Below are 25,495 nucleotides of genomic sequence, written 5' to 3' on the forward strand. Positions count from 1 at the left end.
AGTGCTAATTGGAAAAAGAATAAGTGGTCGCTACAAAATTTTGGAAATGATTGGCGGCGGCGGAATGGCGAATGTGTACTTAGCACACGATATGATCTTGGATCGTGATGTGGCTGTTAAAACACTTCGACTTGATTTCGCAAACGATGAAGAATTTATTCGCAGATTTCATCGAGAGGCACAATCAGCAACCAGTCTTGCACACCCGAATATTGTCTCCATTTATGATGTTGGAGAAGAGGATTCCATTTATTATATTGTTATGGAGTATGTAGATGGACAAACTCTAAAGCAGTATATTCAGCAATATGCACCATTAAAGGTGGAAGAAGCAATAGATATTATGAAGCAATTGACATCAGCCATTTCACATGCCCATCAAAATCATATCATTCATCGAGATATTAAGCCGCATAATATTCTTATTGATCGAAATGGCAATGTGAAAATTACGGATTTTGGTATTGCAATGGCCTTAAGTGCGACAAGCATTACACAGACAAATTCTGTCCTTGGGTCAGTCCATTATCTTTCCCCTGAACAAGCAAGAGGAGGAACAGCTAATCGCAAATCAGATATCTATTCTTTAGGTATCGTGATGTTTGAGATGTTAACGGGAAGATTGCCTTTCTCTGGTGAATCTGCCGTATCGATTGCTTTAAAGCATTTACAATCAGAAACGCCATCTTTAAGACGCTGGAATCCAAATATTCCACAAAGTGTCGAGAACATTGTCTTAAAAGCAACTGCAAAGGATCCTTTTCATCGCTATGCCAATGGGGAAGAAATGGAAGATGATTTAAATACCGCTTTAGATCCAGATCGGATTAATGAAAAGAAATTTACGATTCCTGTCGATATGGATGCAACGAAAGCGATCCCGGTTATTACAAATGATCGCCCTTTCCAGAATTTAGATGAAACCATTATTCATCGAAATGAAGAAGAGGAACCAGAAAAGAATGAGAAGAGAAAAGAGAAAAATGTTAACAAGAAGGCAAAACCGGATAAGACTAAGAAAAAAAGAAAGAAATGGCCAGTCATTTTAATATCTGTATTTGCTTTTCTCCTTATTCTTGGAATTTTTGTTATTACTGTATTGCCTGATTTAATGACACCAGAAGATGTTGAAGTCCCTGATGTGACCGGTCTTGAGTTAAGCCAAGCTAAAGAGCAATTAAAGGATAAAGGCTTTGAAATTGGTGAAGTTATTTCAATCAATGATGATAAAATTGAAGAAGGCAACGTGATTAAAACGAATCCAAAAGAAGGAAAGCTTGTTAAAGAAGGCAGTGAAATTGATATTTATCAAAGCTCAGGCAAGGAGAAATTTGAGCTCTCAAATTATCGAGATCGCAAATATAATGACGTTGTTAGTCTATTGGAAAATCGTAATTTTAAAGATATTCAGAAGACTGAAGTATATGATGAGTCGGAACCTGGCACCATTATTGATCAATCTCCAAGTGAAGGTGAAAAGGTTGTTCCGGAAGACACTGTTTTAAAATTTACCGTTAGCAAAGGAGAAGAACCTATCTATCTAAAGGATCTCACAGAATATAATGATAAAGCACTTAAGGACTATGCATCATCTGTGGGCATTAAGATAGAAGTTTCGAAAGAGGACTACAGTGATACAGTGGAAAAAGGGTTAGTGATATCACAAAGTCCAAGCTCTGGTACACAAATTTATAAAGGTGATAAGGTTACGGTTGTTATTTCTAAAGGGAAAAAGGAAATTCCACCAAAAACGGTGACAAGAGAAATCACCATTGATTATGAACCTGAAATTATCGGAGAACCACAAAAGGTTCAGATTTTTATTGACGACATGAACAGAAGTATGACGGAGCCTTATAAAACATTATCCATTACGCAAACGGTGACGAAAACGATTGAACTGAAGATTCCTTATGGTGAAAAAGCTGGGTATAAAGTCATTCGAGATGATAAAGTTATTATAGATGAGGTTGTTCCTTATCCGGAATAATGTAAATGAAAACTAGGAGTGACAATATTCCACCTATTATATCGGGAAATATTGTCTCTTGCTCTCTAAAAATGTTGCAGACAAGGAGAGATGCTATGCCAGAAGGCAAAATTATTAAAGCACTTAGTGGATTTTACTATGTGCTAGCAGGTGATGAAGTAATCCAATGCCGCGGTCGAGGAGTATTTCGCAAAAACAAAGTCACTCCATTAGTAGGAGATGAAGTTATTTTTGAAGCAGAGAATGAAACAGATGGCTATATTTTAGAGGTAAAGGCACGAAAAAATGAATTAGTTCGCCCGCCAATTGCCAATGTTGATCAGGCATTTTTAGTCTTTTCAGCAGTTGAGCCAGATTTCAGTACGTCTTTACTTGATCGGTTCCTTGTTCTAGTAGAATTTAATCAAGTTCGGCCGATCATCTTGATCTCAAAATTAGATTTAACGACTAAAGAAGAGCGGTTTTCAATAGAGAGATATGCAGAAGAATATAAGCAGGCTGGGTATCAAGTGATATTGACATCATCTGAAACGGATGATGGGGTAGAGGAGGTTTTAACCTTCATTGATGGGAAGATTTCGGTTTTTGCCGGTCAATCTGGAGTGGGGAAATCCTCCTTGCTCAATGCTTTGAATCCAGAATTAGAATTGAAAACGGATCATATTTCTTCTCATTTAGGACGGGGAAAACACACCACAAGGCATGTTGAACTTATTCATATAGAAAACGGTTTAGTTGCTGATACTCCTGGATTTAGCTCTTTAGATTTTTCAGAAGTGGAGCCTGAGGATTTGAATTATTGCTTTCCGGAAATTCAAGAAAAAAGCAATGATTGTAAATTTCGCGGGTGTCTACATGTAGCTGAGCCGAAATGTAAGGTGAAAGAAGCCGTTGAAAATGGGGAAATACCAAAATATCGCTACGATCATTACATAGAATTTTTACAAGAAATTAAAGAGAGAAAGCCGAGGTATTAATTATGGTGAAAATAGCACCTTCCATTCTTTCAGCTGATTTTTCTAAATTAGGAATGGAAATAAAGGATGTTGAACAAGGCGGCGCAGATTATATTCATGTTGATGTCATGGATGGACATTTTGTGCCTAATATTACAATAGGACCGCTAATTGTTGAGGCCATTCGACCTGTAACCAAATTACCGCTTGATGTTCATCTTATGATTGAAAATCCTGATTTATATATTGAATCTTTTGCAAAAGCGGGTGCTGACTATATTACGGTCCATGTTGAAGCATGCAAGCATTTGCATCGTACCATTCATTTTATTAAAAGCTTCGGTGTAAAGGCAGGGGTTGTCTTAAATCCGGCAACACCGCCTGAGATGATTCGTCATATTATTGAGGACGTAGATATGGTTCTCTTAATGTCTGTGAATCCAGGCTTTGGAGGTCAAAAATTCATCCCATCTGTATTGCCAAAAATAAAAGAGGTAAAACAGCTTGCTGATTCATTAGGCTTATCGATTGAAATTGAAGTGGATGGCGGAGTGAATGAACAAACTGCAAAGCAATGTATTGCGGCAGGTGCTAATGTTCTTGTTGCAGGATCAGCAGTTTATAACGCAAAGGATCGGGCGAAGGCTATCGCTGGTTTAAAAGGCTAAATAGGGAGTATTTTTTCATCAGTCAGCTGACTTTCAGCTGGCTTTTTTACTCAAAATCTTGCATAAAAATAGGAAGGCGGATAGTAAGATGAAGATTCATATTCTAGGGGGAGGGCCAAGCGAATTAATCCCAGAACTACAAAGTTATGCTGGGGAAGATGTGATTTGGGTAGGTGTCGATCGCGGGGTTTACTATTTAATTTCCAAGCAAATGGAACCGCATATAGCATTTGGAGATTTTGATTCTGTTTCAGAGCAAGAATATGACCTGATATTAAATCATGTGCCGAATGTGAATCAATATCAAGCAGAAAAAGATGAAACAGATATGGAACTCGCGATTGAATGGGCCCTAAAGCAAAATCCTGAAATCATTCGCATATTTGGTGGAACGGGTGGGAGGTTGGACCATTTATTTGCCAACGTTCAGTTATTATTAAGACCGATCATTCAGGAAAAAAAGACGATTATTGAAATGATTGACCGACAAAATATCGTTTCTGTTAGAAAAGAAGGAAAATATCCATTAAAGAAAATGGGTGAATATCGTTATATTTCATTTGTTCCCATTTCAGCTGATGTAAACAATTTAACCCTTGAAGGATTTAAATATCCATTAAAAGACTGTCATATTCCTTTAGGATCTACATTATGTATTAGTAATGAACTTATTAATACTTATGGTACTTTTTCGTTTACGAAAGGCATATTAATGGTGATAAGAAGTCGAGATTGATCAAAAAGTTAAATTAAGTGCCTCGATGCTTTTATAGGGAATGCTTCATTCTAAAAGTACTTATTTCTATTTTTTGAATATGCTATTGAAGAACGTATTAAAAAGATGGATGGGTAATATCCGCGAGGAGGGACATTATGAAGTTTTATACGATTAAACTGCCAAGATTTTTAGGCGGCCTTGTCCGCGCCATGCTAGGGACATTCAAAAAAGGATAAAGTGAAACTTCCATCAGTGGGGGTTTTCGACGCAAAGGACGTGAAGTGTGCAGACGCTGCGATTGACGTCGCGCTTTTAGTCTTCCATTCATCCCCCACTGATGGTTAGTTGAACATATCGGACCTTTACGGACAGTTGATCTCCCACTTATCTTCTTCGTATTCTCAGAATCTTGAAGTGGAAGTCTTACTGTCCGTTAAGAGTGGGATAAAAAAGGATATTGTTGCCATTTTGAAGGTAGTGTAATAGCGAGGCATACTTAATGGAATAGGATTGCAAGGAAAATAGCCCATTAATTAGCTATTTTCTTTGCTTTTCGTATTTGCAAACAGTGGCCTCATTTTTTTGTGCATGAAAAAATTCTGTTCCTTGATTACAGGTCTACATAAAAACCTAATTGGGGAAACTATCTTTGAGATAAAAAAACAGAGCATCCATAAAAGGTGCTCTGTTTTATCAATTTCACATTATACGCGTTCTACTTTACCTGATCTTAGCGCTCTTGCAGAAACCCAAACTCGTTTAGGTTTACCATCAACAAGAATGCGGACTTTTTGTAGGTTAGCACCCCAAGTACGTTTGTTTGCGTTCATAGCATGTGAACGTGCGTTACCTGAAGTGGTTTTTTTACCAGTTACTACACATTTGCGTGGCATATGTTTTCCCTCCTTACTTGCTAAGCTTGAAAAATATGTTTTCATGCTTTTCATATACAAAATGATGATGAAAAACCGCGTTGTTAAGGTTTTTCGCGCATTAAAAGATACTTTAATAATTTATCACACATATATGGTGTTTGCAATAGTTAACCCAAAAGGTTTCAAGAAAAATTCCTTGACATAGGTGCTGAAATGGTACTCTATAATTAAATATAGCTTTTATGGTATACTTTTAATATTGTTTTACTTATAGTAAAATGGCAATAGTTAAGGATTATTCCAAAGGGGGAATAAAAATGACCATCGAACTTAAAACGAAATACGGACAAATTGATATTTCCAATGATGTTATTGCAACATTAGCTGGCGGTGCTGCCGTTGATTGCTATGGAATTGTTGGAATGGCGTCCAAAAACCAAATAAAAGATGGCCTTACTGATATTTTAAGAAGAGAGAACTTTACACGAGGTGTAATTGTTCGCCAAGAGAATGATGAAGTCCATATTGATATGTATATTATTGTTAGCTATGGAACGAAAATTTCCGAGGTTGCTCACAACGTGCAATCAAAAGTAAAATACACTCTAGACAAAACAGTTGGACTTAGCACAGACTCGGTTAATATTTACGTTCAGGGAGTTCGTGTAACGAACCCATAGTGAGGAGGAAAGTTTTGTGTCAATTAAAATTCTAGACGGAAAACGATTTGCCCAGATGGTTATTCAGGGTGCTAACCATTTATCCACGAATGCAAAGTACGTGGATTCATTGAATGTTTTCCCAGTCCCAGATGGTGACACCGGTACGAATATGAATTTATCTATGACTTCTGGTGCCAAGGAAGTGAAAAACAATATACAAGATCATATAGGCAAAGTTTGTCAAGCTTTATCCAAAGGGTTGCTTATGGGGGCAAGAGGGAATTCTGGGGTTATTTTATCACAGCTTTTCCGAGGCTTTTCAAAAGCAGTTGAACAAAAAAATGAGATAAACGGAAAAGATTTTGCCAGTGCATTAGAGGCTGGTGTTGAAACAGCTTATAAAGCGGTTATGAAACCTGTAGAAGGAACGATTTTAACCGTTGCGAAGGATGCGGCAAGACAAGCAGTTGCAACAGCTAAAAAAACAGATAACATCGTTGAGATTATGGAGGAAACTGTTACTGAGGCAAAAGCTTCACTTGTTAGAACACCGGAATTACTGCCAGTCCTTAAGGAAGTTGGTGTTGTTGATAGTGGTGGTCAAGGATTAGTCTTTGTTTATGAAGGTTTCTTAGCAGAACTGAAAGGTGAGGCGTTACCAGATACGTCCATTCAGCCGTCCATGAATGATTTAGTGAATGCAGAACATCATAAAAGTGTCCAAGGTTACATCAATACTGCAGATATTATTTTTGGATATTGTACGGAGTTTATGGTTAAAGTAGACCAAGCGAAACTAAAGGGCAAGGCATTTTCTGAAGACCAATTCCGCCGAGATTTAAGTAAGTTAGGAGACTCTTTGCTTGTTATTTCCGACGAGCAAATTGTTAAAGTACATATTCATTCTGAGCATCCAGGAGAAGTGCTAAACTATGGACAGCAATACGGAAGCTTAGTGAATTTGAAAATTGAAAATATGCGAGAGCAGCATACGAATATTGTTGGAGAGTCTCATGTCGCGAGTCAAGCAGTGAATCCTGAACAAAAGCAGGAGTTACTTGAATATGGAATTGTCACAGTCTCAATGGGTAATGGCGTGGCGGATTTATTTAAGAGTATAGGAGCCCATGCAGTCATTGAGGGCGGACAAACAATGAACCCAAGTACAGAGGACATTGTGAAAGCGATTAAAGAAGTACACGCAAAGAAAATCATTATTTTACCAAATAATAAAAATATTATTATGGCTGCTGAACAGGCTGCTGAGGTTTCTGAAGAAGACGTTATTGTGATTCCATCTAAAACGGTACCACAAGGACTATCTGCCCTTTTAGCCTTTAATCCTAATGCTAATTCGTTTCAAAACAAAGAGGCCATGACAGAAGCATTACAACATGTAAAAACAGGGCAAATCACCTATGCCGTTCGGGATACCAGTATAGATGGTTTAGAAATTGCGAAGAATGATTATATGGGTATTGCTGATGGGAAAATTGTTGTTAAGGGAATCAATAAAGTAGAAACTTCTATTGAGCTACTGCAAAAATTACTTGATGAGGATTCTGAAATCTTAACCATCATTCAGGGTGAAGATGCTTCAACTGAAGAAGTAGACGAGATTACTCAATATGTTAAGGCAAATTATGAGGATGTTGAAATAGAAATCCATGATGGCAAGCAGCCGTTATATGCTTTTATTTTTTCTATTGAGTAATGAATCGGTAAAGCCTAGAAAAGGGTTAGCTCTATTATCATCATAGAGCTTTGCCCTTTTCTTTTTTTGCTCTTTTAGGTTAAATTTAACAGAACTTTTTTTGTAAAAACATCCCTTTTTCATAAGATTTCAATATATTATAGAAAAGATAATATATGTATTTGGATAATAGATGTCTGTTGAAGTGTGAATTAGAACGCTTATAGATAAATGCATCATTAGATTAGGAGGATAGAGATATGAAATATAAAAGCGTTTTTGATATTATCGGACCTGTTATGATCGGACCTTCTAGCTCCCATACTGCCGGAGCTGCAAGAATCGGAAGAGTTGCAAGAAGTCTTTTTGGGCGTGAACCGAAGACTGTTCGAGTATCACTCTACGGGTCTTTTGCTGAGACATACAAAGGTCATGGTACAGACGTAGCTATAATTGGCGGGATCCTGGATTTTGATACCTTTGATGAACGAATTATTCATTCGATTGAGATTGCTGAACAAAAAGGGATTTTAATCGAATTTATTGAAGAAGAAGCGATTCCTAATCATCCTAATACAGCAAGAGTGGTGATTCGTGATGACCATGGTGAGCTTGAGTTAGTGGGAATTTCAATTGGCGGAGGGAAAATTGAAATTACAGAATTAAACGGCTTTGAATTAAAATTATCTGGTCATCATCCCGCCATTTTGGTTGTTCACAATGACCGATTTGGAGCTATAGCTAATGTTTCTAATGTACTAGCAAAATATGAAATCAATATTGGTCATATGGAAGTATCACGAAAAGAAAAAGGACAACTTGCATTAATGACGATTGAAGTTGATCAAAATATTGACGATTTCATCTTAGAAGAAATAGAAGCATTACCTAATATGGTGAAAGTGACGAAAATTGTCGAGTAGGGATGATATTTAATGGAAACGCTTACAAAATATTCAGAAAACGAATGCGTTTCTTTCATAAATTTGACTTGAACCATACAGATGATTAGTTTAAAAACATGATAAAAAGGGGAAGGTTAAATGATGTTTCGTAACGTTAGTGAGCTTGTTAAACTTGCCGTTACTCAAAATAAAAAAATTTCTGAAGTAATGATTGAGCAAGAAATTGAGGCAACAGGAAGAACAAGAGAAGATATTCTCGCTAAAATGGAAAATAATTTGCAGGTAATGGAAAAAGCTGTTGAAAGAGGATTAGGAGGAGTTCATTCTCATTCCGGTTTAACTGGTGGAGATGCGGTGTTGCTGCAAAAATATCTGGAAAAAGGAAATTTTCTATCAGGTGAATTACTACTCGATGCAGTCAGTAAAGCTGTCGCAACGAATGAAGTAAATGCTGCAATGGGAACAATATGTGCTACACCTACTGCCGGTTCAGCAGGTGTGGTACCAGGTACCTTATTTGCTGTGAAAAAGAAATTAAATCCTACAAGAGATGAAATGATTGCTTTTTTATTTACTGCTGGAGCCTTCGGGTTTGTTGTTGCAAATAATGCCTCCATCTCGGGAGCCGCTGGTGGCTGCCAGGCAGAGGTAGGTTCAGCCTCTGGAATGGCTGCCGCTGCAATCGTTGAAATGGCGGGTGGAACCCCAGAACAATGTGCTGAAGCTATGGCAATTACATTAAAAAATATGCTAGGATTAGTATGTGATCCTGTAGCCGGGCTGGTAGAAGTTCCATGTGTGAAGCGAAATGCCATGGGAGCTGCCAATGCGATGGTTGCAGCAGACATGGCTCTAGCGGGAATTACCAGCAGAATCCCATGTGATGAAGTGATCGATGCTATGTTTAGAATAGGTCAAACAATGCCTACAGCATTAAAAGAAACAGCGCAGGGAGGTTTAGCGGCAACCCCGACAGGTCGAAAATTAGAGGAGAAGATCTTCGGAATACCGCGAAAGTAACGTGAAAAATACGCTAAATCAATCAGTTACCGTCATAAAAGGGATTGGGGAAGAAACGGCAGAAGCGCTAGCCGCGATGAATATTCATACGATAAATGATTTATTTGAACATTTTCCATATCGATTTGAGGATTATCGTTTACGTGATTTAGCTGAGGTTCAACACGAGGAAAAGGTTACTGTTGAAGGGAAGGTCCATAGCGAGCCTTCTCTTACCTTTTTTGGGAAAAAACGTTCTCGGTTGACGATCAAACTGCTGGTTGGTCGTTATTTAATTTCCGTCGTATTCTTTAATCAGCCTTATTTAAAAAATAAGATGAAAATCAACGAAACGGTTACTGTAACTGGAAAATGGGATCAACATCGACAAACCATTACTGCCAATGAAGCAAGCATAGGTGAAATGAAGCAAGCCAAAAGCTTTGAGCCTGTATATAATGTGAAGGGAAATATGACGGTGAAGGGAATTAGAAGAATGATGAAGCTTGTCTTTTCACAATTTGGTCATGACATAGAAGAAACCCTTCCACAACATCTTCTTTCGAGGTACAAACTGTTAAACCGCAAAGACGCATTTCGGGCAATGCATTTTCCCCTAAATGAAACAGATATTAAACAGGCAAGAAGAAGGCTTGTATATGAAGAATTTCTTACTTTTCAATTAAAAATGCAGGCGTTGCGAAAATTTGAGCGAGAGAATTCGCAAGGTGTACCACAACATTTTCAATTAGAAAGATTAAAAGCTTTTATTGACTCCCTTCCATTTCCTTTAACGAATGCGCAGAAAAGGGTTGTGAATGAAATCTTAGCAGATGTGAAATCACCCTACAGGATGAATCGCCTTCTGCAAGGGGATGTTGGCTCTGGCAAAACGGTCGTTGCTGCTATCGTATTATATGCAAGTTATACTGCTGGTTTCCAGGGAGCATTAATGGTACCAACAGAGATCCTTGCTGAACAGCATGCTGACTCTTTAATTGATTTATTATCACCTTTTGGAGTTCGTTGTAAATTATTAACGAGCTCTGTTAAAGGAAATAAAAGAAAGGAGATTCTGAAAGATTTAAAAGAAGGACAAATTCATATTTTAATAGGAACTCACGCTCTTATTCAGGATGAAGTAGCATTTAAAAATCTTGGTCTCGTTATTACGGATGAGCAGCACCGCTTTGGCGTGGAACAGAGAAGGATTTTAAGAGAAAAGGGAGAAAATCCGGACGTCTTGTTTATGACTGCCACCCCAATTCCACGAACCTTGGCTATTACGGTATTTGGTGAAATGGACGTGTCGATTATTGATGAAATGCCAGCTGGTAGAAAGGCGATTGATACGTATTGGGCAAAACACAATATGCTGGATCGAGTTCTTGGTTTTATGGAAAAGGAATTGAAGAAGGGAAGGCAGGCCTACGTTATTTGTCCTTTAATTGAAGAATCTGAGAAGCTGGATGTACAAAATGCCATTGATGTACATACTACTCTAACGAACTATCTTCAAAATCGGTCTCGGGTGGGTTTGATGCATGGCCGTTTAGGATCTGATGAGAAAGATGCCGTCATGAAATCTTTTAGTCAGAATGAGGTACAAGTCCTCGTTTCCACAACCGTTGTGGAAGTAGGTGTAAATGTACCAAATGCTACATTTATGCTTATATATGATGCAGAGAGATTTGGATTGTCACAACTTCATCAGCTACGTGGAAGAGTCGGGAGAGGGCAGGAGCAATCCTATTGTGTTCTTTTGGCTGATCCGAAGACAGATATCGGTAAAGAACGAATGAGAATCATGACAGAAACGAATGACGGCTTTGTCTTAAGTGAAAAGGACTTAGAGCTACGAGGACCTGGAGATTTCTTTGGAAGGAAGCAGAGCGGCGTGCCAGAATTTAAGGTTGCTGATATGGTACATGATTTTCGAGCCTTAGAAACTGCACGAAGTGATGCCCAAACCATGATTGAATCGAAAATTTTCTGGGAATCGGAAGAATATCAGCATTTACGGGAAAATTTGCTTCAGGCAGGCGTTCTTGAAGGTGAGAAATTAGATTAAATCATTTATCCCACTCTTAACGGACATTTTGACTCCCACTTCAAGATTCTGAGAATACGAAGAAGATAAGTGGGAGATCAACTGTCCGTAAAGGTCCGACGAGGGATTAAGGTCCTAGTCAGGCGAAGCCACAGGACGTGGCGTTATGAGCGTGATAAGTGAAATAAGATTTTTCTTTGGGCTTCAGCCCTTAGAAAAATCAATCAGGCTCTGCGTGACTAACCATCAGTGGGGGATGAATAGCAGACTAAAAGCGCGACGTCAACACATAAGTCTGCACACTTCACGTCCTGTGCGTCGAAAACCCCCACTGATGGAAGTTTCACTTTATGTTGATTGCAAGAAGGAATTAAGGGGTCTAGGTGAAGGTTATTTTTATTCTTGCAATCTGTTTTTCTTAATTATATACTACTATTAGTACCTAGTCATAATATCTCGGACGGTGTATTATATGAGGAGAAGTAAGAAAGAACGTCAAATATTGCTGACGAAAACGATTCAAGGGAATCCTTTTATCACGGATGAAGAATTGGCTGATAAGTTTTCCGTTAGTGTTCAAACGATTCGTTTAGATCGCTTAGAATTATCGATTCCGGAATTACGTGAACGGATCAAATCAGTTGCTGAAAAAAGATTCGAGGATGAGGTTAAATCTCTTCCTTTGGATGAGGTCATCGGGGAAATTATTGATATCGACCTTGATCATTCAGCTATCTCGATTTTTGATGTAAAAAGTGAACATGTATTTAAACGAAATAAGATTGCGAGAGGGCATCATCTTTTCGCTCAGGCAAACTCTCTGGCGGTTGCTGTCATTAATGATGAACTTGCCTTAACAGCGAAAGCGAAAATATATTTTACCCGCTCTGTTATAGAAGGCGAAAGAGTGGTTGCCAAGGCGAGAGTTTTAAGAAACGATCAAGAAAATGATCGAACTTTTGTTCATGTTGATAGCTTTGTCAATAATGAAGTCGTGTTTCGCGGAGAATTTGAAATGTATCGTTTATATAAATAATCATTTTTTTATTGTTAGAAGTCAGATGTCCGATTCATATTTGGTACATTCTTCTTACAAAGAGAAAAATGAAAATAGAGGGTGAACATTCATGAGATTAGCGATTGATGCAATGGGTGGAGATAACGCCCCAAAAGAAATCGTGCTTGGAGCGATGAAGGCCATTCAGGCTTTTAGTGATATTGAGATAACCCTTGTTGGTCATGAGGAAAAAATAAATGAATTTCTCATCAATAAAGAAAGAATCCAAATATTACATACAGATGAAGTTATACTTGGAACTGATGAGCCGGTAAGGGCTGTTCGCCGAAAAAAGAATGCATCGATGGTTCTCGCTGCAAAACTTGTGCATGATGGAGAAGCGGATGCCTGTATCTCAGCAGGAAATACAGGAGCCTTAATGGCAGCAGGATTGTTTGTAGTGGGTCGTATTGAAGGAATTGATCGTCCTGCATTATCACCAACACTACCAACAATAAATGGGGATGGTTTTACTCTCCTTGATGTTGGAGCAAATGTGGATGCAAAGCCACAAAATCTGCTTCAGTATGCCATTATGGGATCGATATATTGCGAAAAAGTAAGATCCATCTCAAAACCTCGAGTTGGTTTATTAAATATCGGAACGGAAGAAAAAAAAGGATCAGAGCTTACAAAAAATACATATAAACTTCTTGAAAAAGCCGATCTCCATTTTGTTGGCAATGTGGAGGCACGTGATTTACTTGATGGGGTTTGTGATGTTGCTGTGACAGATGGCTTTACTGGGAATATGGTACTGAAAACAGTTGAAGGAACGGCAATGTCAGTATTTCAAATGTTGAAAGCTGCCCTTTCCAGCAATTTGAAAAGCAAATTAGCAGCAGCCGTTCTTATGCCTAATCTTAAGCAATTAAAATCAAAAATGGATTATTCAGAGTATGGGGGTGCCGGTTTATTTGGGCTTAAAGCTCCTGTGATTAAAGCGCATGGTTCATCAGATGCTAATTCCATTTACAATGCAGTCAGACAAGCAAGAGAAATGGTTAATAAGAATGTGACTGGGAAAATAAAAGAAGCGATTGAAAAAGAAATAATAGAGGAATAGCTATTAGAGAAATTTCATAAAGAGGTGTTTGCATGGGTAAACTGGCATTTTTGTTTCCAGGACAAGGATCACAAATCGTTGGGATGGGAAAAGAACTAGCAGAAACGAATGAGTTGGCAAAAGCAATCTTTAAAAAAGCGGATGAACGCTTGGAGGATCCATTAACCTCCGTGATATTTGAAGGACCACAAGATAAACTAACATTAACCACAAATGCACAGCCTGCATTACTTACAACGAGCGTGGCAATTCTCACAATGTTTGAAGAGGCTAGCATTCGTCCAGATTATGTTGCAGGCCATAGTTTAGGAGAGTATAGTGCCCTGGTTGCAGCAGGGGCTATTTCGTTCGAAGATGGTGTATATGCTGTTAGAAAACGTGGAGAATTTATGGAGGAAGCCGTTCCTAATGGAGAAGGAACAATGGCTGCTGTCTTAGGATTGGATAGAGAAAAGCTTCGCGAGGTCACGGAAGAAATTACGAATAACGGTGATTCTGTCCAATTGGCCAATATCAATTGTCCAGGGCAAATTGTTATTTCTGGAACAAGAAAAGGGATCGAACTTGCTGGGGTGAAGGCGAAAGAAGCAGGGGCTAAAAGAGTTTTACCACTTGAGGTAAGCGGGCCTTTTCATTCTTCATTAATGAAGCCGGCTGCTGAAAAGCTATCCGTGGTTTTGGATGAAATCGCGATTCAAGATGCTAAAATTCCAGTTATAGCTAATGTTGCAGCTCAAGAGATGACCCATTCCGAGGATATTAAAGAAAAATTGATTCAGCAATTGTTTTCGCCCGTTTTATGGGAGGATTCTGTGCAAAAAATGATCTCTCTTGGTGTTGATACCTTTATTGAAATCGGACCAGGAAAGGTTCTCTCTGGTCTTGTGAAAAAGATTGATCGCAGTGTGAAGACCTATGCTGTTTCCGATGAAGTGACCTTTCAATCTGTATTGGAAGCCTTAAAGGAGGAAATACAATGAGATTACAAGGAAAAAATGCCCTTGTTACAGGAGCTTCACGTGGAATTGGACGTGAGATTGCTCTTGAGCTAGCAAGAAATGGTGCCAATGTGGTGATAAACTATGCTGGCAGCGAAGAAAAGGCAAATGCTGTTGTTGATGAAGTAAAAGCATTAGGGATGGATGCTATTGCGATTCAAGCAGATGTTTCTAATGCGGATGCAGTTGGATCAATGGTAAAAGAGGCAATTGCAAAATTTGGAAGCCTTGATATCCTTATCAATAATGCCGGTATCACAAAGGATAATCTTCTTATGAGAATGAAGGAAGATGAATGGGATGCTGTTATCAACACCAATCTAAAGGGAGTATTCCTGACAACGAAGGCCGTTACAAGACAAATGATGAAACAACGAAGCGGCAGAATCATTAATATTTCCTCTATTGTTGGTGTTTGTGGAAATCCTGGTCAAGCAAACTATGTTGCTGCGAAGGCCGGAGTGATCGGACTTACGAAAACCTCTGCCAAAGAACTTGCATCAAGAGGAATAACCGTAAATGCGGTAGCACCTGGATTTATTACAACAGATATGACTGATCAATTGAATGAGGAAGTAAAAGCGGAAATGTTAAAACAAATTCCATTGGCTCATTTTGGCGAGCCACGTGATGTCGCACAGGTTGTTATTTTTCTTGCATCTGATGAAAGCCGCTATATGACTGGTCAAACCTTGCATGTTGACGGTGGAATGGTTATGTAGGATTTTAGGAAATCCTTATAAGATTAACTGTGAAAATGAGAATTTCTCGCTAAATCAATAATTTTTGTGAAAAATTCTCAAACGACATTTATTATTTTACAAAAATACAATATAATGTCTTGAGGGGAGGTGACAAGCATGGCAGATGTATTAGAACGTGTAACGAAGATTATCGTTGATCGACTTGGTGTTGAAGAATCCCAAATCACACTTGAAGCTTCATTTAAAGATGATCTTGGTGCTGATTCCCTAGATGTTGTTGAACTAGTTATGGAATTAGAAGATGAATTTGATATGGAAATTTCTGACGATGACGCTGAAAAAATTTCTACAGTGGGTGACGCTGTAAATTACATAAATAGCAAACAGTAATCGTTGGATCAAGAAGGCTCCGTTTAATCGGGGCTTTCTTCTTCTAAAAATGGTAAACAAAGAGTAGGGATTAATAAGTAAAACTTGGAGTGAAAAATCCTCCAAGTTTCTTTGCGTTTTTTAGCTAAATTCCGTAAACTTATAATGGTATGCAAATTATTAGCAAGGTGGAGTAATAATGAGAAAGATGGGTAAAGAAAGAGATAAACGTATGCAAAGTGCAATTGATAAACAATTGAAGGAATTACAAAACAAGATTGGGATTCAATTTTCGAATATTCAGTTGCTTAAACAAGCATTTACACATTCATCATATGTGAATGAGCATCGAAAAAAGCCATATGAAGACAATGAAAGACTTGAATTTTTAGGAGACGCAGTATTAGAGGTGACGGTTTCACATTTTCTATATAATAAATATCCGATGATGAGTGAAGGAGAGCTCACGAAATTACGGGCAGCTATTGTATGTGAGCCATCACTTGTTGATTTTGCCAATGAACTCATCTTTGGAAATCATGTTCTTCTTGGTAAAGGAGAAGAAATAACTGGTGGAAGAGAAAGACCGGCATTGCTTGCAGATGTATTTGAAGCCTTTATCGGTGCTTTATTTCTTGATCAAGGAATGGATAAAGTAATCTGTTTCCTAGAAAATATTGTCTTCCCAAAAATAAATTCTGGTGCTTTTTCTCATGTGATGGATTTTAAAAGTCAACTACAAGAACTAATTCAGCGAGATGGAATCGGGGTTTTAGAATATAAAATTTTACAAGAAAAGGGTCCTGCCCATAATCGTGAATTTGTTTCCATTGTTTCGTTAAATACCAAAGAGCTCGGGACCGGTACAGGGCGTTCAAAAAAAGAAGCAGAACAGCATGCCGCGCAAATGGCATTAGAAAAATTAAGAGCTCATCTTTTTCAGGATGAACAAAGGAAATAACCAGATTCATTTATTAGAAATGGGGGGATACTGTGTTTCTGAAACGTTTAGACGTTGTCGGCTTTAAATCATTTGCCGAACGAATTAGTGTTGATTTTGTCCCAGGTGTGACAGCTGTTGTTGGACCAAATGGAAGTGGGAAAAGTAATATTACAGATGCAATTCGTTGGGTACTAGGGGAACAATCTGCCAAATCCCTCCGTGGCGCAAAGATGGAAGATATCATTTTTGCAGGTAGTGATTCAAGAAAAGCACTGAATTTTGCTGAGGTTACCCTTACTTTAGATAATGAAGACTCTTTCCTGCCTCTTGACTATAACGAGGTTAGTGTGACAAGAAGGGTCTACCGCTCTGGTGAAAGTGAATTTTTTATAAATAAACAGCATTGCCGTTTAAAGGATATCGTCGATTTATTTATGGATTCTGGGTTGGGGAGGGAAGCCTTCTCCATCATTAGTCAGGGAAAAGTAGAGGAAATTCTTAATAGTAAGGCGGAAGAGCGCCGAACAATCTTTGAAGAAGCTGCAGGTGTGTTGAAGTACAAGACAAGAAAGAAAAAGGCTGAGAGCAAGCTTACTGAGACACAAGAAAATCTTAATCGTGTGAATGATATTTTATATGAACTTGAAAGCCAGGTAGAGCCGCTAAAAATCCAGGCGTCCATTGCCAAAGATTATCTGCAGCAGAAGGAAGAGCTTGAAAAGATTGAAGTGGCCCTTACCGTTTTTGAAATTGATGAGTTGCACGGAAAATGGGAAAAGACTTCCGAACAATTTGAAAAGCATAAAGAAGAAGAAATGCAATTATCCGTATCTTTACAAGCGAAGGAAGCTCAGGTTGAGGAACTGAGGGATCATATTCAAGCATTAGATGAATCAATTAATGATTTACAATCTGTTTTGCTTCATACGACAGAAGAGCTAGAAAAGCTAGAAGGTCGTAAAGAAGTATTAAAAGAAAGAAAGAAGAATGCCTTTCAAAATAAGGATCAGCTTGAAAAAAATATCGAAGAGCTGACAAGTAAGCTACAGGGTATAGAAGCGAATAAAGTGGAAGAACTTCATGCGGTGAAGCTCCTGGAAGAGGAAGCGAAAACACTGCAGCAGGAGCTTAAGAAAAAACAAGAAAACATAAAGCTCTTTTCGGTTAATATCGAGGAAAAAATTGAATCTCTAAAAGGAGATTATATTGATTTATTAAATCAACAGGCTGCCTCTAAAAATGAGCTGCAATTTGTGGAGCGAGATTTAGATCAATTGGATCATCGCACCGGCAAGCTTGAAGAAGAAAATGAAAAATACCTTCAAGAACGAAGTGAAATGGAGGCTGTTAAAAAAAGAATTGAAACCAGTCTCGAGGAAATCCAGCAAAAATTAGAAAATCAGGTTCATATTTTTCGAAATGAGCAAAACAAACTCGAAACATTAAAGAATAGTTATCAGAAGCAAGAAACAACGCTATATCAAGCCTATCAATATTTACAAAAATCAAAATCGCGAAAAGATATGCTTGAGGAAATGGAAGATGACTATTCTGGCTTTTTCCAAGGCGTTAAAGAAGTATTAAAAGCACGCGATCACAAGCTCCAAGGGATAAAAGGTGCTATAGCTGAACTGATTACGGTTCCTAAAAAATTTGAAACAGCGATTGAAACTGCTCTGGGTGGCGCGATGCAGCATATTGTCGTTGGCGATGAGGAAAGTGGTCGAAAAGCCATTCAATATTTAAAGCAAAATTCGTATGGCCGAGCTACCTTCCTGCCCTTAAATGTGATAAAAGGGAAGACATTATCCAATCAGCAATTACAAGCTATTCAAAGCCATTCGAATTTTATTGGAGTTGCTTCTGATTTAGTTCAATATTCTGAAGAATATCGCCCTGTATTTTCTAATTTGCTTGGGAATGTTGTCATTACAAGTGATTTAAAAGGAGCTAACGAGTTAGCAAAGATTCTCCAATATCGCTGTCGCTTTGTAACCCTTGATGGTGATGTCGTGAATCCGGGTGGGTCCATGACAGGGGGAGCGATAAAGCAAAAGTCTACTTCGCTTTTAAGCAGAAAAGGAGAATTAGAAGAACTAAAATCGAAGCTTATCACCATGGAACAACAAACGGAGAAGCTTGAGGAACAGGTTAAATCCTTTAAAAACAAAATTCAAGATCAAGAAAAAGCATTGGAAGATTTAAGAAAACAAGGGGAAGAGTTAAGAATCGCTGAACAGACCATAAAAGGTGACCTCCGTGAGGTAGAACTCAATGAAAAGAATAATAATGAACGCCTGACATTATATGATTTGGAAAAGGTTCAATATCTAGAAGAAAGGGCTCGACTGACGAAGCGCAAAGAAGAATTGCAACAGCTGTTAGCTAGTTTCCAAGAACAGATAACAGTCTTAGACCAAGAGATCGCTAATTTAACGGAACAAAAAAATACGGATAATGTTTCAAAAGATACATTAAGTGCTGAGATTAGTGATTTGAAGGTGAAGGTTGCTGCGAAAACCGAACAGCTCTCCCACGCGAAAGAGAAGTTGAATCGATGCCTAGCTGATTTAAATGAAACAAAAGAGAAGCTTGCAACATTGAAGGAAGATCTTAACTTATTAAGTTTAGAAATGACGGATAGCTCTTCCGGTGAAGTCTATTTAGAAGAAGAAGCCAAAAGAAGGTTACAAGACAAAACAGAAACACTTAACTTAATATCTACGCGGAGAGATGAACGGCTACGATTACAAAATAACCTGGAAGACCTAGAATTAGAGGTAAAAGAGTTAAAGAGACAGCAAAAAGGAATGAACATCAGCCTTAAAGATGAAGAGGTGAAAATGAACCGACTTGACGTCGAATTGGATAATCATTTAACCCATTTGCGAGAGGAATATCTTCTATCATATGATGGCGCCAAGGAAATGTATCCTTTAATGCTGCCTGCTGAAGAGGCTAGAAAGAAAGTGAAGCTGATTAAGCTCTCCATTGAAGAAATGGGTGCAGTTAATATTGGCGCGATTGAAGAATATGAACGTGTGTCGGAAAGATATGAGTTTCTCTTAGAACAAAAGAATGATTTGCAGGAAGCTAAGGATACCCTATTCCAGGTCATTGCTGAAATGGATATTGAAATGAAAAAACGCTTTGAACAAACCTTCAATGGTATTCGTTCACATTTTGAGTATGTCTTCCAAGCATTATTTGGTGGAGGTAGAGCGGATTTGAAACTGACGGATCCTGATGATCTTTTGAATACAGGGGTTGAAATTGTCGCACAGCCACCTGGTAAAAAGCTGCAAAACCTTGGATTATTATCAGGTGGCGAAAGAGCTTTAACCGCCATTGCTCTTCTTTTCTCTATTTTGAAAGTTCGACCGGTTCCATTTTGTATTTTAGATGAGGTAGAGGCTGCTCTCGATGAAGCAAATGTATTTCGGTTTAGCCAATATTTAAAAACTTATAGTACAGAAACTCAATTTATTGTTATCACCCATCGGAAAGGAACGATGGAAGAAGCGGATGTGCTTTATGGAGTGACCATGCAAGAATCTGGAGTATCAAAACTTGTTTCTGTCCGACTCGAGGAAACAAATGAACTCATTCAAACATAAGTAAGGAAGTGAAATAATGAGCTTTTTTAAAAAGTTAAAAGAAAAAATTACAAAACAAACAGATGCTGTTACAGAAAAATTTAAGGATGGCTTAACCAAAACACGGAATAATTTTTCCAATAAAGTAAATGATCTTGTTTCTCGATATCGAAAGGTAGACGAGGATTTTTTTGAAGAGCTTGAAGAAATTCTCATTCAAGCAGATGTTGGTTTTGACACGGTGATGAAATTAATTGATGAATTAAAATCAGAGGTAAAACGAAGAAATATTCAAGATCCAAAGGAAGTTCAAGATGTTATTACAGAAAAATTGGTTGAAATATATAAACAAGATGAGGAACAATCTTCAGAGCTTAATTTTCAAGAGAATGAGTTAACCGTTATCTTGTTTGTGGGTGTAAACGGTGTTGGTAAAACGACAACGATTGGCAAGCTTGCTTATAAATTTAAGAGTGAAGGAAAAAAAGTCCTTTTAGCAGCAGGAGATACTTTCCGTGCCGGAGCCATTGATCAATTAGAAGTTTGGGGAGAAAGAGTAGGGGTTGATGTCATTAAACAAGCAGAGGGTTCTGATCCAGCTGCTGTTATGTTTGATGCAGTAAAAGCAGCAAAATCTCGTAAAGTCGATATTCTCCTCTGTGATACAGCTGGGAGACTGCAAAATAAAGTCAATTTAATGAAGGAACTTGAAAAAGTTAAACGTGTCATCGAAAGAGAAATTCCGGGTGCACCTCATGAGGTTCTCCTTGTCCTTGATGCGACGACTGGTCAAAATGCCATGATTCAGGCTAAGACGTTTAAAGAGGCGACCGATGTTAGCGGCATTGTTTTAACAAAACTAGACGGAACAGCTAAAGGTGGAATTGTTTTAGCCATTCGCAATGAACTCAATATTCCAGTGAAATTTGTCGGTTTAGGTGAAAAAATGGACGACCTGCAAGAATTCGAAGCCGAACAATATGTATATGGTTTATTTTCTGAGTTAATTGATAAGGAAGACTAAACTGGAACGCTTTTCTGTAAAGATTTTTTCTTGACATCGCCCTATCATCTGTGTAAACTAGTGAATTGTAAAGGCTTTTCACTTAACAAAAGGGGGAATTGCCATGCTTGAGAAAACAACGAGAATGAATTTTCTGTATGATTTCTATCAGTCGTTGTTGACACCAAAACAGCAAAGCTATATGTCCCTGTATTACTTAGATGATTTTTCTCTCGGTGAAATTGCGGAGGAATATGATGTAAGTCGACAAGCTGTGTATGATAACATCAAAAGAACAGAAGCAATGCTTGAGGAATATGAAGAAAAGCTATTATTATTTCAAAAATTTCAAGAGCGCAGTAAACTTTTTACCCAACTAAAAGAGATGATAGAAATGGAGTCTTCTTCAAAGCAATCTCTTTTAGACATTGTAACAGAGATTGAGAAATTAGATTAGGAGGCGGCATTTATGGCATTTGAGGGATTAGCCGACCGACTGCAAAATACAATCCAGAAAATCCGCGGTAAAGGGAAAGTATCAGAAGCAGATGTAAAAGAAATGATGCGTGATGTGCGTCTTGCTCTTTTGGAAGCAGATGTTAACTTTAAAGTTGTTAAGGAATTTGTTAAAAAAGTCAGCGAGCGTGCTGCTGGTCAGGAAGTCTTAAAAAGCCTAACCCCAGGTCAACAGGTTATTAAGGTTGTGAAAGAAGAACTAACGGAATTAATGGGCGGAGAACAAAGCAAGATTGCTGTAGCTAATCGTCCTCCAACCGTGATTATGATGGTCGGTCTTCAAGGGGCAGGGAAAACAACTACTACCGGAAAACTCGCGAATTTGCTGAGGAAAAAGCATAATCGTAATCCTTTACTTGTGGCAGCGGATATTTATCGTCCAGCGGCAATTAAGCAGCTAGAAACTCTGGGCAAGCAGCTGAATATGCCGGTATTCTCTCTAGGTGATCAAATTAGTCCTGTTGAAATTGCAAAACTTGCGATTGAGAAAGCAAAAGAGGAACATAATGATTATGTCTTGATTGATACAGCAGGTCGTTTGCACGTAGATGAACGATTGATGGATGAATTAAAGCAAATTAAAGAATTGACCAGTCCGGATGAAATTTTTCTAGTTGTTGATGCCATGACTGGACAGGACGCGGTAAATGTGGCTCAAAGCTTTAACGAGCAATTAGGACTTACCGGGGTTGTGCTCACTAAATTGGATGGCGATACCCGTGGTGGGGCAGCTTTATCTATTCGTTCTGTCACGAATACACCGATTAAGTTTGTCGGTCTTGGTGAAAAATTGGATGCCTTAGAGGCTTTTCATCCAGAACGCATGGCCTCTCGTATTCTAGGTATGGGAGATGTTCTTACCTTAATTGAAAAAGCGCAGGCAAATGTCGATGAAGAAAAAGCAAGGGAGATGGAGCAAAAATTCCGAACAGCTTCTTTCACATTGGATGATTTTTTAGATCAATTAGGCCAGGTTCGTAAAATGGGACCGCTTGATGAATTGCTAAAAATGATGCCCGGGGCGAATAAAATTAAGGGATTAAATAATATGCAAATCGACGAAAAGCAAATTAGTCATGTTGAGGCAATTATTAAATCCATGACAAAGAATGAAAAAAATCATCCAGAAACAATAAATGCCAGCCGCAGAAAACGAATTGCGAAGGGGTCTGGAACTACAGTACCCGAAGTCAATCGTTTATTAAAGCAATTTGAAGATATGAAAAAAATGATAAGGCAAATGAGTGGCTTACAGCAAAAAGGAAAGAAAAAAGGCGGCTTTAAGCTCCCATTCAATCCTTTTTGATGGGGATTTTTGCCTGATTTTATGTAAAAAACATCAATTTTTCTTCGCTAAATGCAGTTTTTTAACAAAAATTTAACATGTAAAGAAAAAACACTTTACAAACATTAAAACAATTGATATTATACTATCTTGTGTGAAACTATTCGGAGGTGCTTATTTAAAATGGCAGTAAAAATTCGTTTAAAACGTATGGGAGCAAAGAAAACTCCTTTCTATCGTATTGTAGTAGCAGATTCTCGTTCACCACGTGATGGACGTTTCATTGAAACAGTTGGAACATATAACCCAATTACAGTTCCTGCTCAAGTAGAAATCAATGAGGAATTAGCATTAAAATGGTTAAAAGACGGTGCAAAACCATCTGACACAGTTCGTAATCTTTTCTCTAAACAAGGCATTATGGAAAAATTCCATAACGCAAAATATAGCAAGTAATTCTTAACAAATGAAAGAATTAATTGAAACGATTGTGAAACCCCTTGTTGATTATCCAGATGACGTTCTTGTTGATGTAGTGGAAGAGGATGATCGCATCATCTATCATCTAGCTGTCAATAAGAGTGACATGGGAAAAGTGATTGGAAAACAAGGTCGGGTTGTTAAAGCTATACGAACTGTTGTCTATGCAGCAGGAGCTTCACAGCAGAAGAAAATTTTATTAGAAATAATAGAATAAGTAGGCAAAAAATTAGGAGGGGATTCCCCTCCTTTTTTTACAATTCAGTTTGAAAAACGCTAAGGAGGCAAGAATATGAAAATCCTTCAAAGTGTCGTCATAAAGCAAGTATTAACAGAAAAAAGCAAGGAAGAACTATTATCTAAAATTGAAAGTGATAAAAACCAATACCAAAAAGAATGCGATCAGCTGCGGTTTGAAATTAAAAAACTTGAAAAGACGAATAAGCTGAAGCGGACAAGATTCATTCAGCATTTAGAAAATGAAATCATGAATCGTCAAGAAAAAATAAAACTCCTCGATTTTCAAATAGAACAATTACATATGCTACCAATAGGAAGTGAACTGAAGGAAAAGGAAGTTCAAGCGATCCTTGATGTTCAAGTAGGGGATAGCTGGGACGATAAGGTAGAGCAAACGATCGTGATTAAAGATGGAATTGTCGTAGAAATACGCTAGAGGTGAAAAGAAAATGGAAAAATGGTTTAACGTTGGAAAACTCGTGAACACTCATGGAATAAAAGGCGAAGTAAGAGTTGTTTCAAGAACAGATTTTGCGAATGAGCGCTATCAATCAGGAAGTATCCTTTATTTGTTTATGCCAGATGAAAAAGAACCCATTCAGCTAAAGGTAAAATCGCACCGTGTCCATAAATCATTTGATTTATTAACCTTTGAAGGCTATGAGAATGTTAATGATGTGGAGAAAATGAAGGGCGGGATTTTGAAGGTTTCAGAGAGTTCCTTAGGTGAGCTAGAAGAAAATGAATTTTACTACCATGAAATTATTGGTTGCACAGTATATACGACTGCCGGTGAAATTCTAGGGGAAATTAAAGAGATTTTAACACCGGGTGCAAATGATGTATGGGTGATAAAGTCCAAAGGCGGAAAAGACATCCTTATCCCTTACATTGAAGAGATTGTGAAAAAAGTAGATGTTAAAGAGAAAAAGGTCATAATCGAACCAATGGAAGGGTTATTATCATGAAAATCGATGTCCTAACTCTTTTTCCTGAAATGTTTGATGGTGTTCTGGGCCAATCAATTTTGAAAAAAGCTGATGATCAGCATATTGTTTCCTATAATATCGTGAATTTTCGTGAGTATGCAGAAAATAAGCATGGACAAGTCGATGACTATCCTTATGGTGGCGGAGCAGGTATGGTACTAAAGCCGCAGCCTATTTTTGATGCGGTTTCTGCTTTAACAGAAGGAGCTAAGCAAAAGCCTCGTATCATTTTAATGTGTCCTCAGGGAAAAAGGTATAATCAAAAAATAGCTGAGGAATTAGCGCGTGAAGAGCACCTCCTAATAATATGTGGGCACTATGAAGGCTATGATGAGAGAATTAGAGAGCATTTGGTGACGGATGAGATCTCAATTGGGGATTTTGTCCTAACTGGTGGAGAGCTTGGGGCAATGGTTGTGATTGATAGTGTTGTAAGACTTCTTGGAGGAGTATTAGGCAATGAGGAATCCCATCAGAAGGATTCTTTCAGCACAGGATATCTGGAGCATCCCCATTATACGCGTCCGGCTGATTTTAGAGGCATGGAGGTCCCAGAAGTATTACTGAGTGGAAATCATCGTTTAATCGAGGAATGGAGAGCGAAAGAATCGCTCCGAAGGACCTTTATGCGAAGACCAGATTTACTGGATGAGATTGAATTGAATGATCAACAAAAAAAGTGGTTGGAAGAGTTTAAAAGAGAAGAATAGTGGTTGCGTCTATTCACCGGTTA

The 25,495-nt window shown here is 38.1% G+C and carries 26 protein-coding genes; 25 read left to right on the forward strand and 1 reads right to left on the reverse strand.

Translation table 11 applies throughout. The features are described 5' to 3' along the window. The first annotated feature begins 1 nt into the window (after position 1). The 5 genes from pknB to spoVM all read left to right on the forward strand — a co-directional run bounded on the left by pknB (position 2) and on the right by spoVM (position 4,568). Positions 2-1,990: a Stk1 family PASTA domain-containing Ser/Thr kinase gene (pknB, locus tag ACE38V_RS07155; RefSeq protein WP_375840532.1), complete on the forward strand. Its 1,989-nt coding sequence runs from the start codon at positions 2-4 to the stop codon at positions 1,988-1,990. A 95-nt stretch (positions 1,991-2,085) separates the two neighbouring features. After that, a complete protein-coding gene (gene rsgA, locus ACE38V_RS07160; protein ID WP_375840533.1) occupies positions 2,086-2,967 on the forward strand; it encodes a ribosome small subunit-dependent GTPase A in 882 nt (293 codons plus the stop codon). A gap of 2 nt (positions 2,968-2,969) precedes the next feature. Further along, positions 2,970-3,614, forward strand: coding sequence for a ribulose-phosphate 3-epimerase (gene rpe / locus ACE38V_RS07165; RefSeq protein ID WP_375840534.1), 645 nt, complete (start codon positions 2,970-2,972; stop codon positions 3,612-3,614). 88 nt (positions 3,615-3,702) lie between these two features. Then, positions 3,703-4,350 carry a thiamine diphosphokinase gene (locus ACE38V_RS07170; protein ID WP_375840535.1) on the forward strand — a complete coding sequence of 216 codons (648 nt, stop codon included), beginning with the start codon at positions 3,703-3,705 and terminating at the stop codon, positions 4,348-4,350. A 137-nt stretch (positions 4,351-4,487) separates the two neighbouring features. Beyond that, positions 4,488-4,568, forward strand: coding sequence for a stage V sporulation protein SpoVM (gene spoVM / locus ACE38V_RS07175; protein ID WP_375840758.1), 81 nt, complete (start codon positions 4,488-4,490; stop codon positions 4,566-4,568). A 468-nt stretch (positions 4,569-5,036) separates the two neighbouring features. Here spoVM and rpmB read toward each other — a convergent pair whose 3' ends face one another. Continuing rightward, on the reverse strand, positions 5,037-5,225 hold the full coding sequence (rpmB, locus tag ACE38V_RS07180) for a 50S ribosomal protein L28 (protein WP_066197044.1): 189 nt from the start codon (positions 5,223-5,225) through the stop codon (positions 5,037-5,039). 299 nt (positions 5,226-5,524) lie between these two features. On the opposite strand from rpmB, the gene ACE38V_RS07185 reads away from it, so the two are divergent. The 20 genes from ACE38V_RS07185 to trmD all read left to right on the forward strand — a co-directional run bounded on the left by ACE38V_RS07185 (position 5,525) and on the right by trmD (position 25,472). Continuing rightward, the gene (locus ACE38V_RS07185) at positions 5,525-5,887 is read left to right on the forward strand and encodes an Asp23/Gls24 family envelope stress response protein (protein ID WP_375840536.1); all 363 of its coding nucleotides are present in this window, start codon (positions 5,525-5,527) and stop codon (positions 5,885-5,887) included. A gap of 16 nt (positions 5,888-5,903) precedes the next feature. Then, complete coding sequence (locus ACE38V_RS07190) at positions 5,904-7,583, forward strand: DAK2 domain-containing protein (RefSeq protein WP_375840537.1); 1,680 nt, start codon at positions 5,904-5,906, stop codon at positions 7,581-7,583. 239 nt (positions 7,584-7,822) lie between these two features. After that, on the forward strand, positions 7,823-8,485 hold the full coding sequence (sdaAB, locus tag ACE38V_RS07195; RefSeq protein ID WP_375840538.1) for an L-serine ammonia-lyase, iron-sulfur-dependent subunit beta: 663 nt from the start codon (positions 7,823-7,825) through the stop codon (positions 8,483-8,485). A 123-nt stretch (positions 8,486-8,608) separates the two neighbouring features. Further along, positions 8,609-9,487, forward strand: coding sequence for an L-serine ammonia-lyase, iron-sulfur-dependent, subunit alpha (gene sdaAA, locus ACE38V_RS07200; protein ID WP_375840759.1), 879 nt, complete (start codon positions 8,609-8,611; stop codon positions 9,485-9,487). Position 9,488: 1 nt separating this feature from the next. After that, positions 9,489-11,537, forward strand: coding sequence for an ATP-dependent DNA helicase RecG (gene recG / locus ACE38V_RS07205; protein WP_375840539.1), 2,049 nt, complete (start codon positions 9,489-9,491; stop codon positions 11,535-11,537). Between the two features lie 451 nt (positions 11,538-11,988). Further along, a complete protein-coding gene (gene fapR, locus ACE38V_RS07210) occupies positions 11,989-12,552 on the forward strand; it encodes a transcription factor FapR (RefSeq protein WP_375840540.1) in 564 nt (187 codons plus the stop codon). Between the two features lie 91 nt (positions 12,553-12,643). After that, on the forward strand, positions 12,644-13,639 hold the full coding sequence (gene plsX, locus ACE38V_RS07215; protein ID WP_375840541.1) for a phosphate acyltransferase PlsX: 996 nt from the start codon (positions 12,644-12,646) through the stop codon (positions 13,637-13,639). Between the two features lie 32 nt (positions 13,640-13,671). Continuing rightward, positions 13,672-14,619, forward strand: coding sequence for an ACP S-malonyltransferase (gene fabD / locus ACE38V_RS07220; protein WP_375840542.1), 948 nt, complete (start codon positions 13,672-13,674; stop codon positions 14,617-14,619). Continuing rightward, positions 14,616-15,359 carry a 3-oxoacyl-[acyl-carrier-protein] reductase gene (gene fabG, locus ACE38V_RS07225; protein WP_375840543.1) on the forward strand — a complete coding sequence of 248 codons (744 nt, stop codon included), beginning with the start codon at positions 14,616-14,618 and terminating at the stop codon, positions 15,357-15,359. Before fabD ends, fabG begins: the two co-directional genes overlap by 4 nt. Before the next feature lie 138 nt (positions 15,360-15,497). Beyond that, on the forward strand, positions 15,498-15,731 hold the full coding sequence (locus ACE38V_RS07230; RefSeq protein ID WP_375840544.1) for an acyl carrier protein: 234 nt from the start codon (positions 15,498-15,500) through the stop codon (positions 15,729-15,731). Between the two features lie 178 nt (positions 15,732-15,909). Further along, entirely contained in the window at positions 15,910-16,671 is a 762-nt protein-coding gene (gene rnc / locus ACE38V_RS07235; protein ID WP_375840545.1) for a ribonuclease III, read from the forward strand. Between the two features lie 32 nt (positions 16,672-16,703). Beyond that, a complete protein-coding gene (gene smc / locus ACE38V_RS07240; protein ID WP_375840546.1) occupies positions 16,704-20,270 on the forward strand; it encodes a chromosome segregation protein SMC in 3,567 nt (1,188 codons plus the stop codon). Between the two features lie 16 nt (positions 20,271-20,286). Then, positions 20,287-21,273 (forward strand): signal recognition particle-docking protein FtsY, encoded by a 987-nt coding sequence (gene ftsY / locus ACE38V_RS07245; protein ID WP_375840547.1) that lies wholly within the window; start codon positions 20,287-20,289, stop codon positions 21,271-21,273. 103 nt (positions 21,274-21,376) lie between these two features. Further along, positions 21,377-21,709 carry a putative DNA-binding protein gene (locus ACE38V_RS07250; protein WP_375840548.1) on the forward strand — a complete coding sequence of 111 codons (333 nt, stop codon included), beginning with the start codon at positions 21,377-21,379 and terminating at the stop codon, positions 21,707-21,709. Positions 21,710-21,721: 12 nt separating this feature from the next. Beyond that, complete coding sequence (ffh, locus tag ACE38V_RS07255; RefSeq protein ID WP_375840549.1) at positions 21,722-23,074, forward strand: signal recognition particle protein; 1,353 nt, start codon at positions 21,722-21,724, stop codon at positions 23,072-23,074. 162 nt (positions 23,075-23,236) lie between these two features. Further along, complete coding sequence (gene rpsP, locus ACE38V_RS07260; RefSeq protein WP_375840550.1) at positions 23,237-23,509, forward strand: 30S ribosomal protein S16; 273 nt, start codon at positions 23,237-23,239, stop codon at positions 23,507-23,509. Between the two features lie 10 nt (positions 23,510-23,519). Then, a complete protein-coding gene (locus ACE38V_RS07265; RefSeq protein WP_375840551.1) occupies positions 23,520-23,750 on the forward strand; it encodes a KH domain-containing protein in 231 nt (76 codons plus the stop codon). A 75-nt stretch (positions 23,751-23,825) separates the two neighbouring features. After that, a complete protein-coding gene (locus ACE38V_RS07270) occupies positions 23,826-24,209 on the forward strand; it encodes a YlqD family protein (RefSeq protein ID WP_375840552.1) in 384 nt (127 codons plus the stop codon). Between the two features lie 13 nt (positions 24,210-24,222). Beyond that, complete coding sequence (rimM, locus tag ACE38V_RS07275) at positions 24,223-24,741, forward strand: ribosome maturation factor RimM (protein WP_375840553.1); 519 nt, start codon at positions 24,223-24,225, stop codon at positions 24,739-24,741. Continuing rightward, complete coding sequence (gene trmD / locus ACE38V_RS07280; protein ID WP_375840554.1) at positions 24,738-25,472, forward strand: tRNA (guanosine(37)-N1)-methyltransferase TrmD; 735 nt, start codon at positions 24,738-24,740, stop codon at positions 25,470-25,472. Before rimM ends, trmD begins: the two co-directional genes overlap by 4 nt. Positions 25,473-25,495: the final 23 nt, after the last annotated feature.

This window comes from Cytobacillus sp. Hz8 (assembly GCF_042263505.1).
GTDB lineage: Bacteria > Bacillota > Bacilli > Bacillales > Cytobacillaceae > Bacillus_BE.

Coding starts and splice junctions, on each gene's coding strand:
- fapR (WP_375840540.1), top strand. CDS start 11,989: ATGAGGAGAAGTAAGAAAGAACGTCAAATATTGCTGACGAAAACGATT.
- ACE38V_RS07185 (WP_375840536.1), top strand. CDS start 5,525: ATGACCATCGAACTTAAAACGAAATACGGACAAATTGATATTTCCAAT.
- ACE38V_RS07170 (WP_375840535.1), top strand. CDS start 3,703: ATGAAGATTCATATTCTAGGGGGAGGGCCAAGCGAATTAATCCCAGAA.
- ACE38V_RS07230 (WP_375840544.1), top strand. CDS start 15,498: ATGGCAGATGTATTAGAACGTGTAACGAAGATTATCGTTGATCGACTT.
- spoVM (WP_375840758.1), top strand. CDS start 4,488: ATGAAGTTTTATACGATTAAACTGCCAAGATTTTTAGGCGGCCTTGTC.
- ftsY (WP_375840547.1), top strand. CDS start 20,287: ATGAGCTTTTTTAAAAAGTTAAAAGAAAAAATTACAAAACAAACAGAT.
- rnc (WP_375840545.1), top strand. CDS start 15,910: ATGAGAAAGATGGGTAAAGAAAGAGATAAACGTATGCAAAGTGCAATT.
- rsgA (WP_375840533.1), top strand. CDS start 2,086: ATGCCAGAAGGCAAAATTATTAAAGCACTTAGTGGATTTTACTATGTG.
- ACE38V_RS07250 (WP_375840548.1), top strand. CDS start 21,377: ATGCTTGAGAAAACAACGAGAATGAATTTTCTGTATGATTTCTATCAG.
- trmD (WP_375840554.1), top strand. CDS start 24,738: ATGAAAATCGATGTCCTAACTCTTTTTCCTGAAATGTTTGATGGTGTT.
- rpmB (WP_066197044.1), bottom strand. CDS start 5,225: ATGCCACGCAAATGTGTAGTAACTGGTAAAAAAACCACTTCAGGTAAC.
- fabG (WP_375840543.1), top strand. CDS start 14,616: ATGAGATTACAAGGAAAAAATGCCCTTGTTACAGGAGCTTCACGTGGA.
- sdaAA (WP_375840759.1), top strand. CDS start 8,609: ATGTTTCGTAACGTTAGTGAGCTTGTTAAACTTGCCGTTACTCAAAAT.
- rpe (WP_375840534.1), top strand. CDS start 2,970: ATGGTGAAAATAGCACCTTCCATTCTTTCAGCTGATTTTTCTAAATTA.
- plsX (WP_375840541.1), top strand. CDS start 12,644: ATGAGATTAGCGATTGATGCAATGGGTGGAGATAACGCCCCAAAAGAA.
- sdaAB (WP_375840538.1), top strand. CDS start 7,823: ATGAAATATAAAAGCGTTTTTGATATTATCGGACCTGTTATGATCGGA.
- ACE38V_RS07270 (WP_375840552.1), top strand. CDS start 23,826: ATGAAAATCCTTCAAAGTGTCGTCATAAAGCAAGTATTAACAGAAAAA.
- rpsP (WP_375840550.1), top strand. CDS start 23,237: ATGGCAGTAAAAATTCGTTTAAAACGTATGGGAGCAAAGAAAACTCCT.
- rimM (WP_375840553.1), top strand. CDS start 24,223: ATGGAAAAATGGTTTAACGTTGGAAAACTCGTGAACACTCATGGAATA.
- ffh (WP_375840549.1), top strand. CDS start 21,722: ATGGCATTTGAGGGATTAGCCGACCGACTGCAAAATACAATCCAGAAA.
- fabD (WP_375840542.1), top strand. CDS start 13,672: ATGGGTAAACTGGCATTTTTGTTTCCAGGACAAGGATCACAAATCGTT.
- ACE38V_RS07265 (WP_375840551.1), top strand. CDS start 23,520: ATGAAAGAATTAATTGAAACGATTGTGAAACCCCTTGTTGATTATCCA.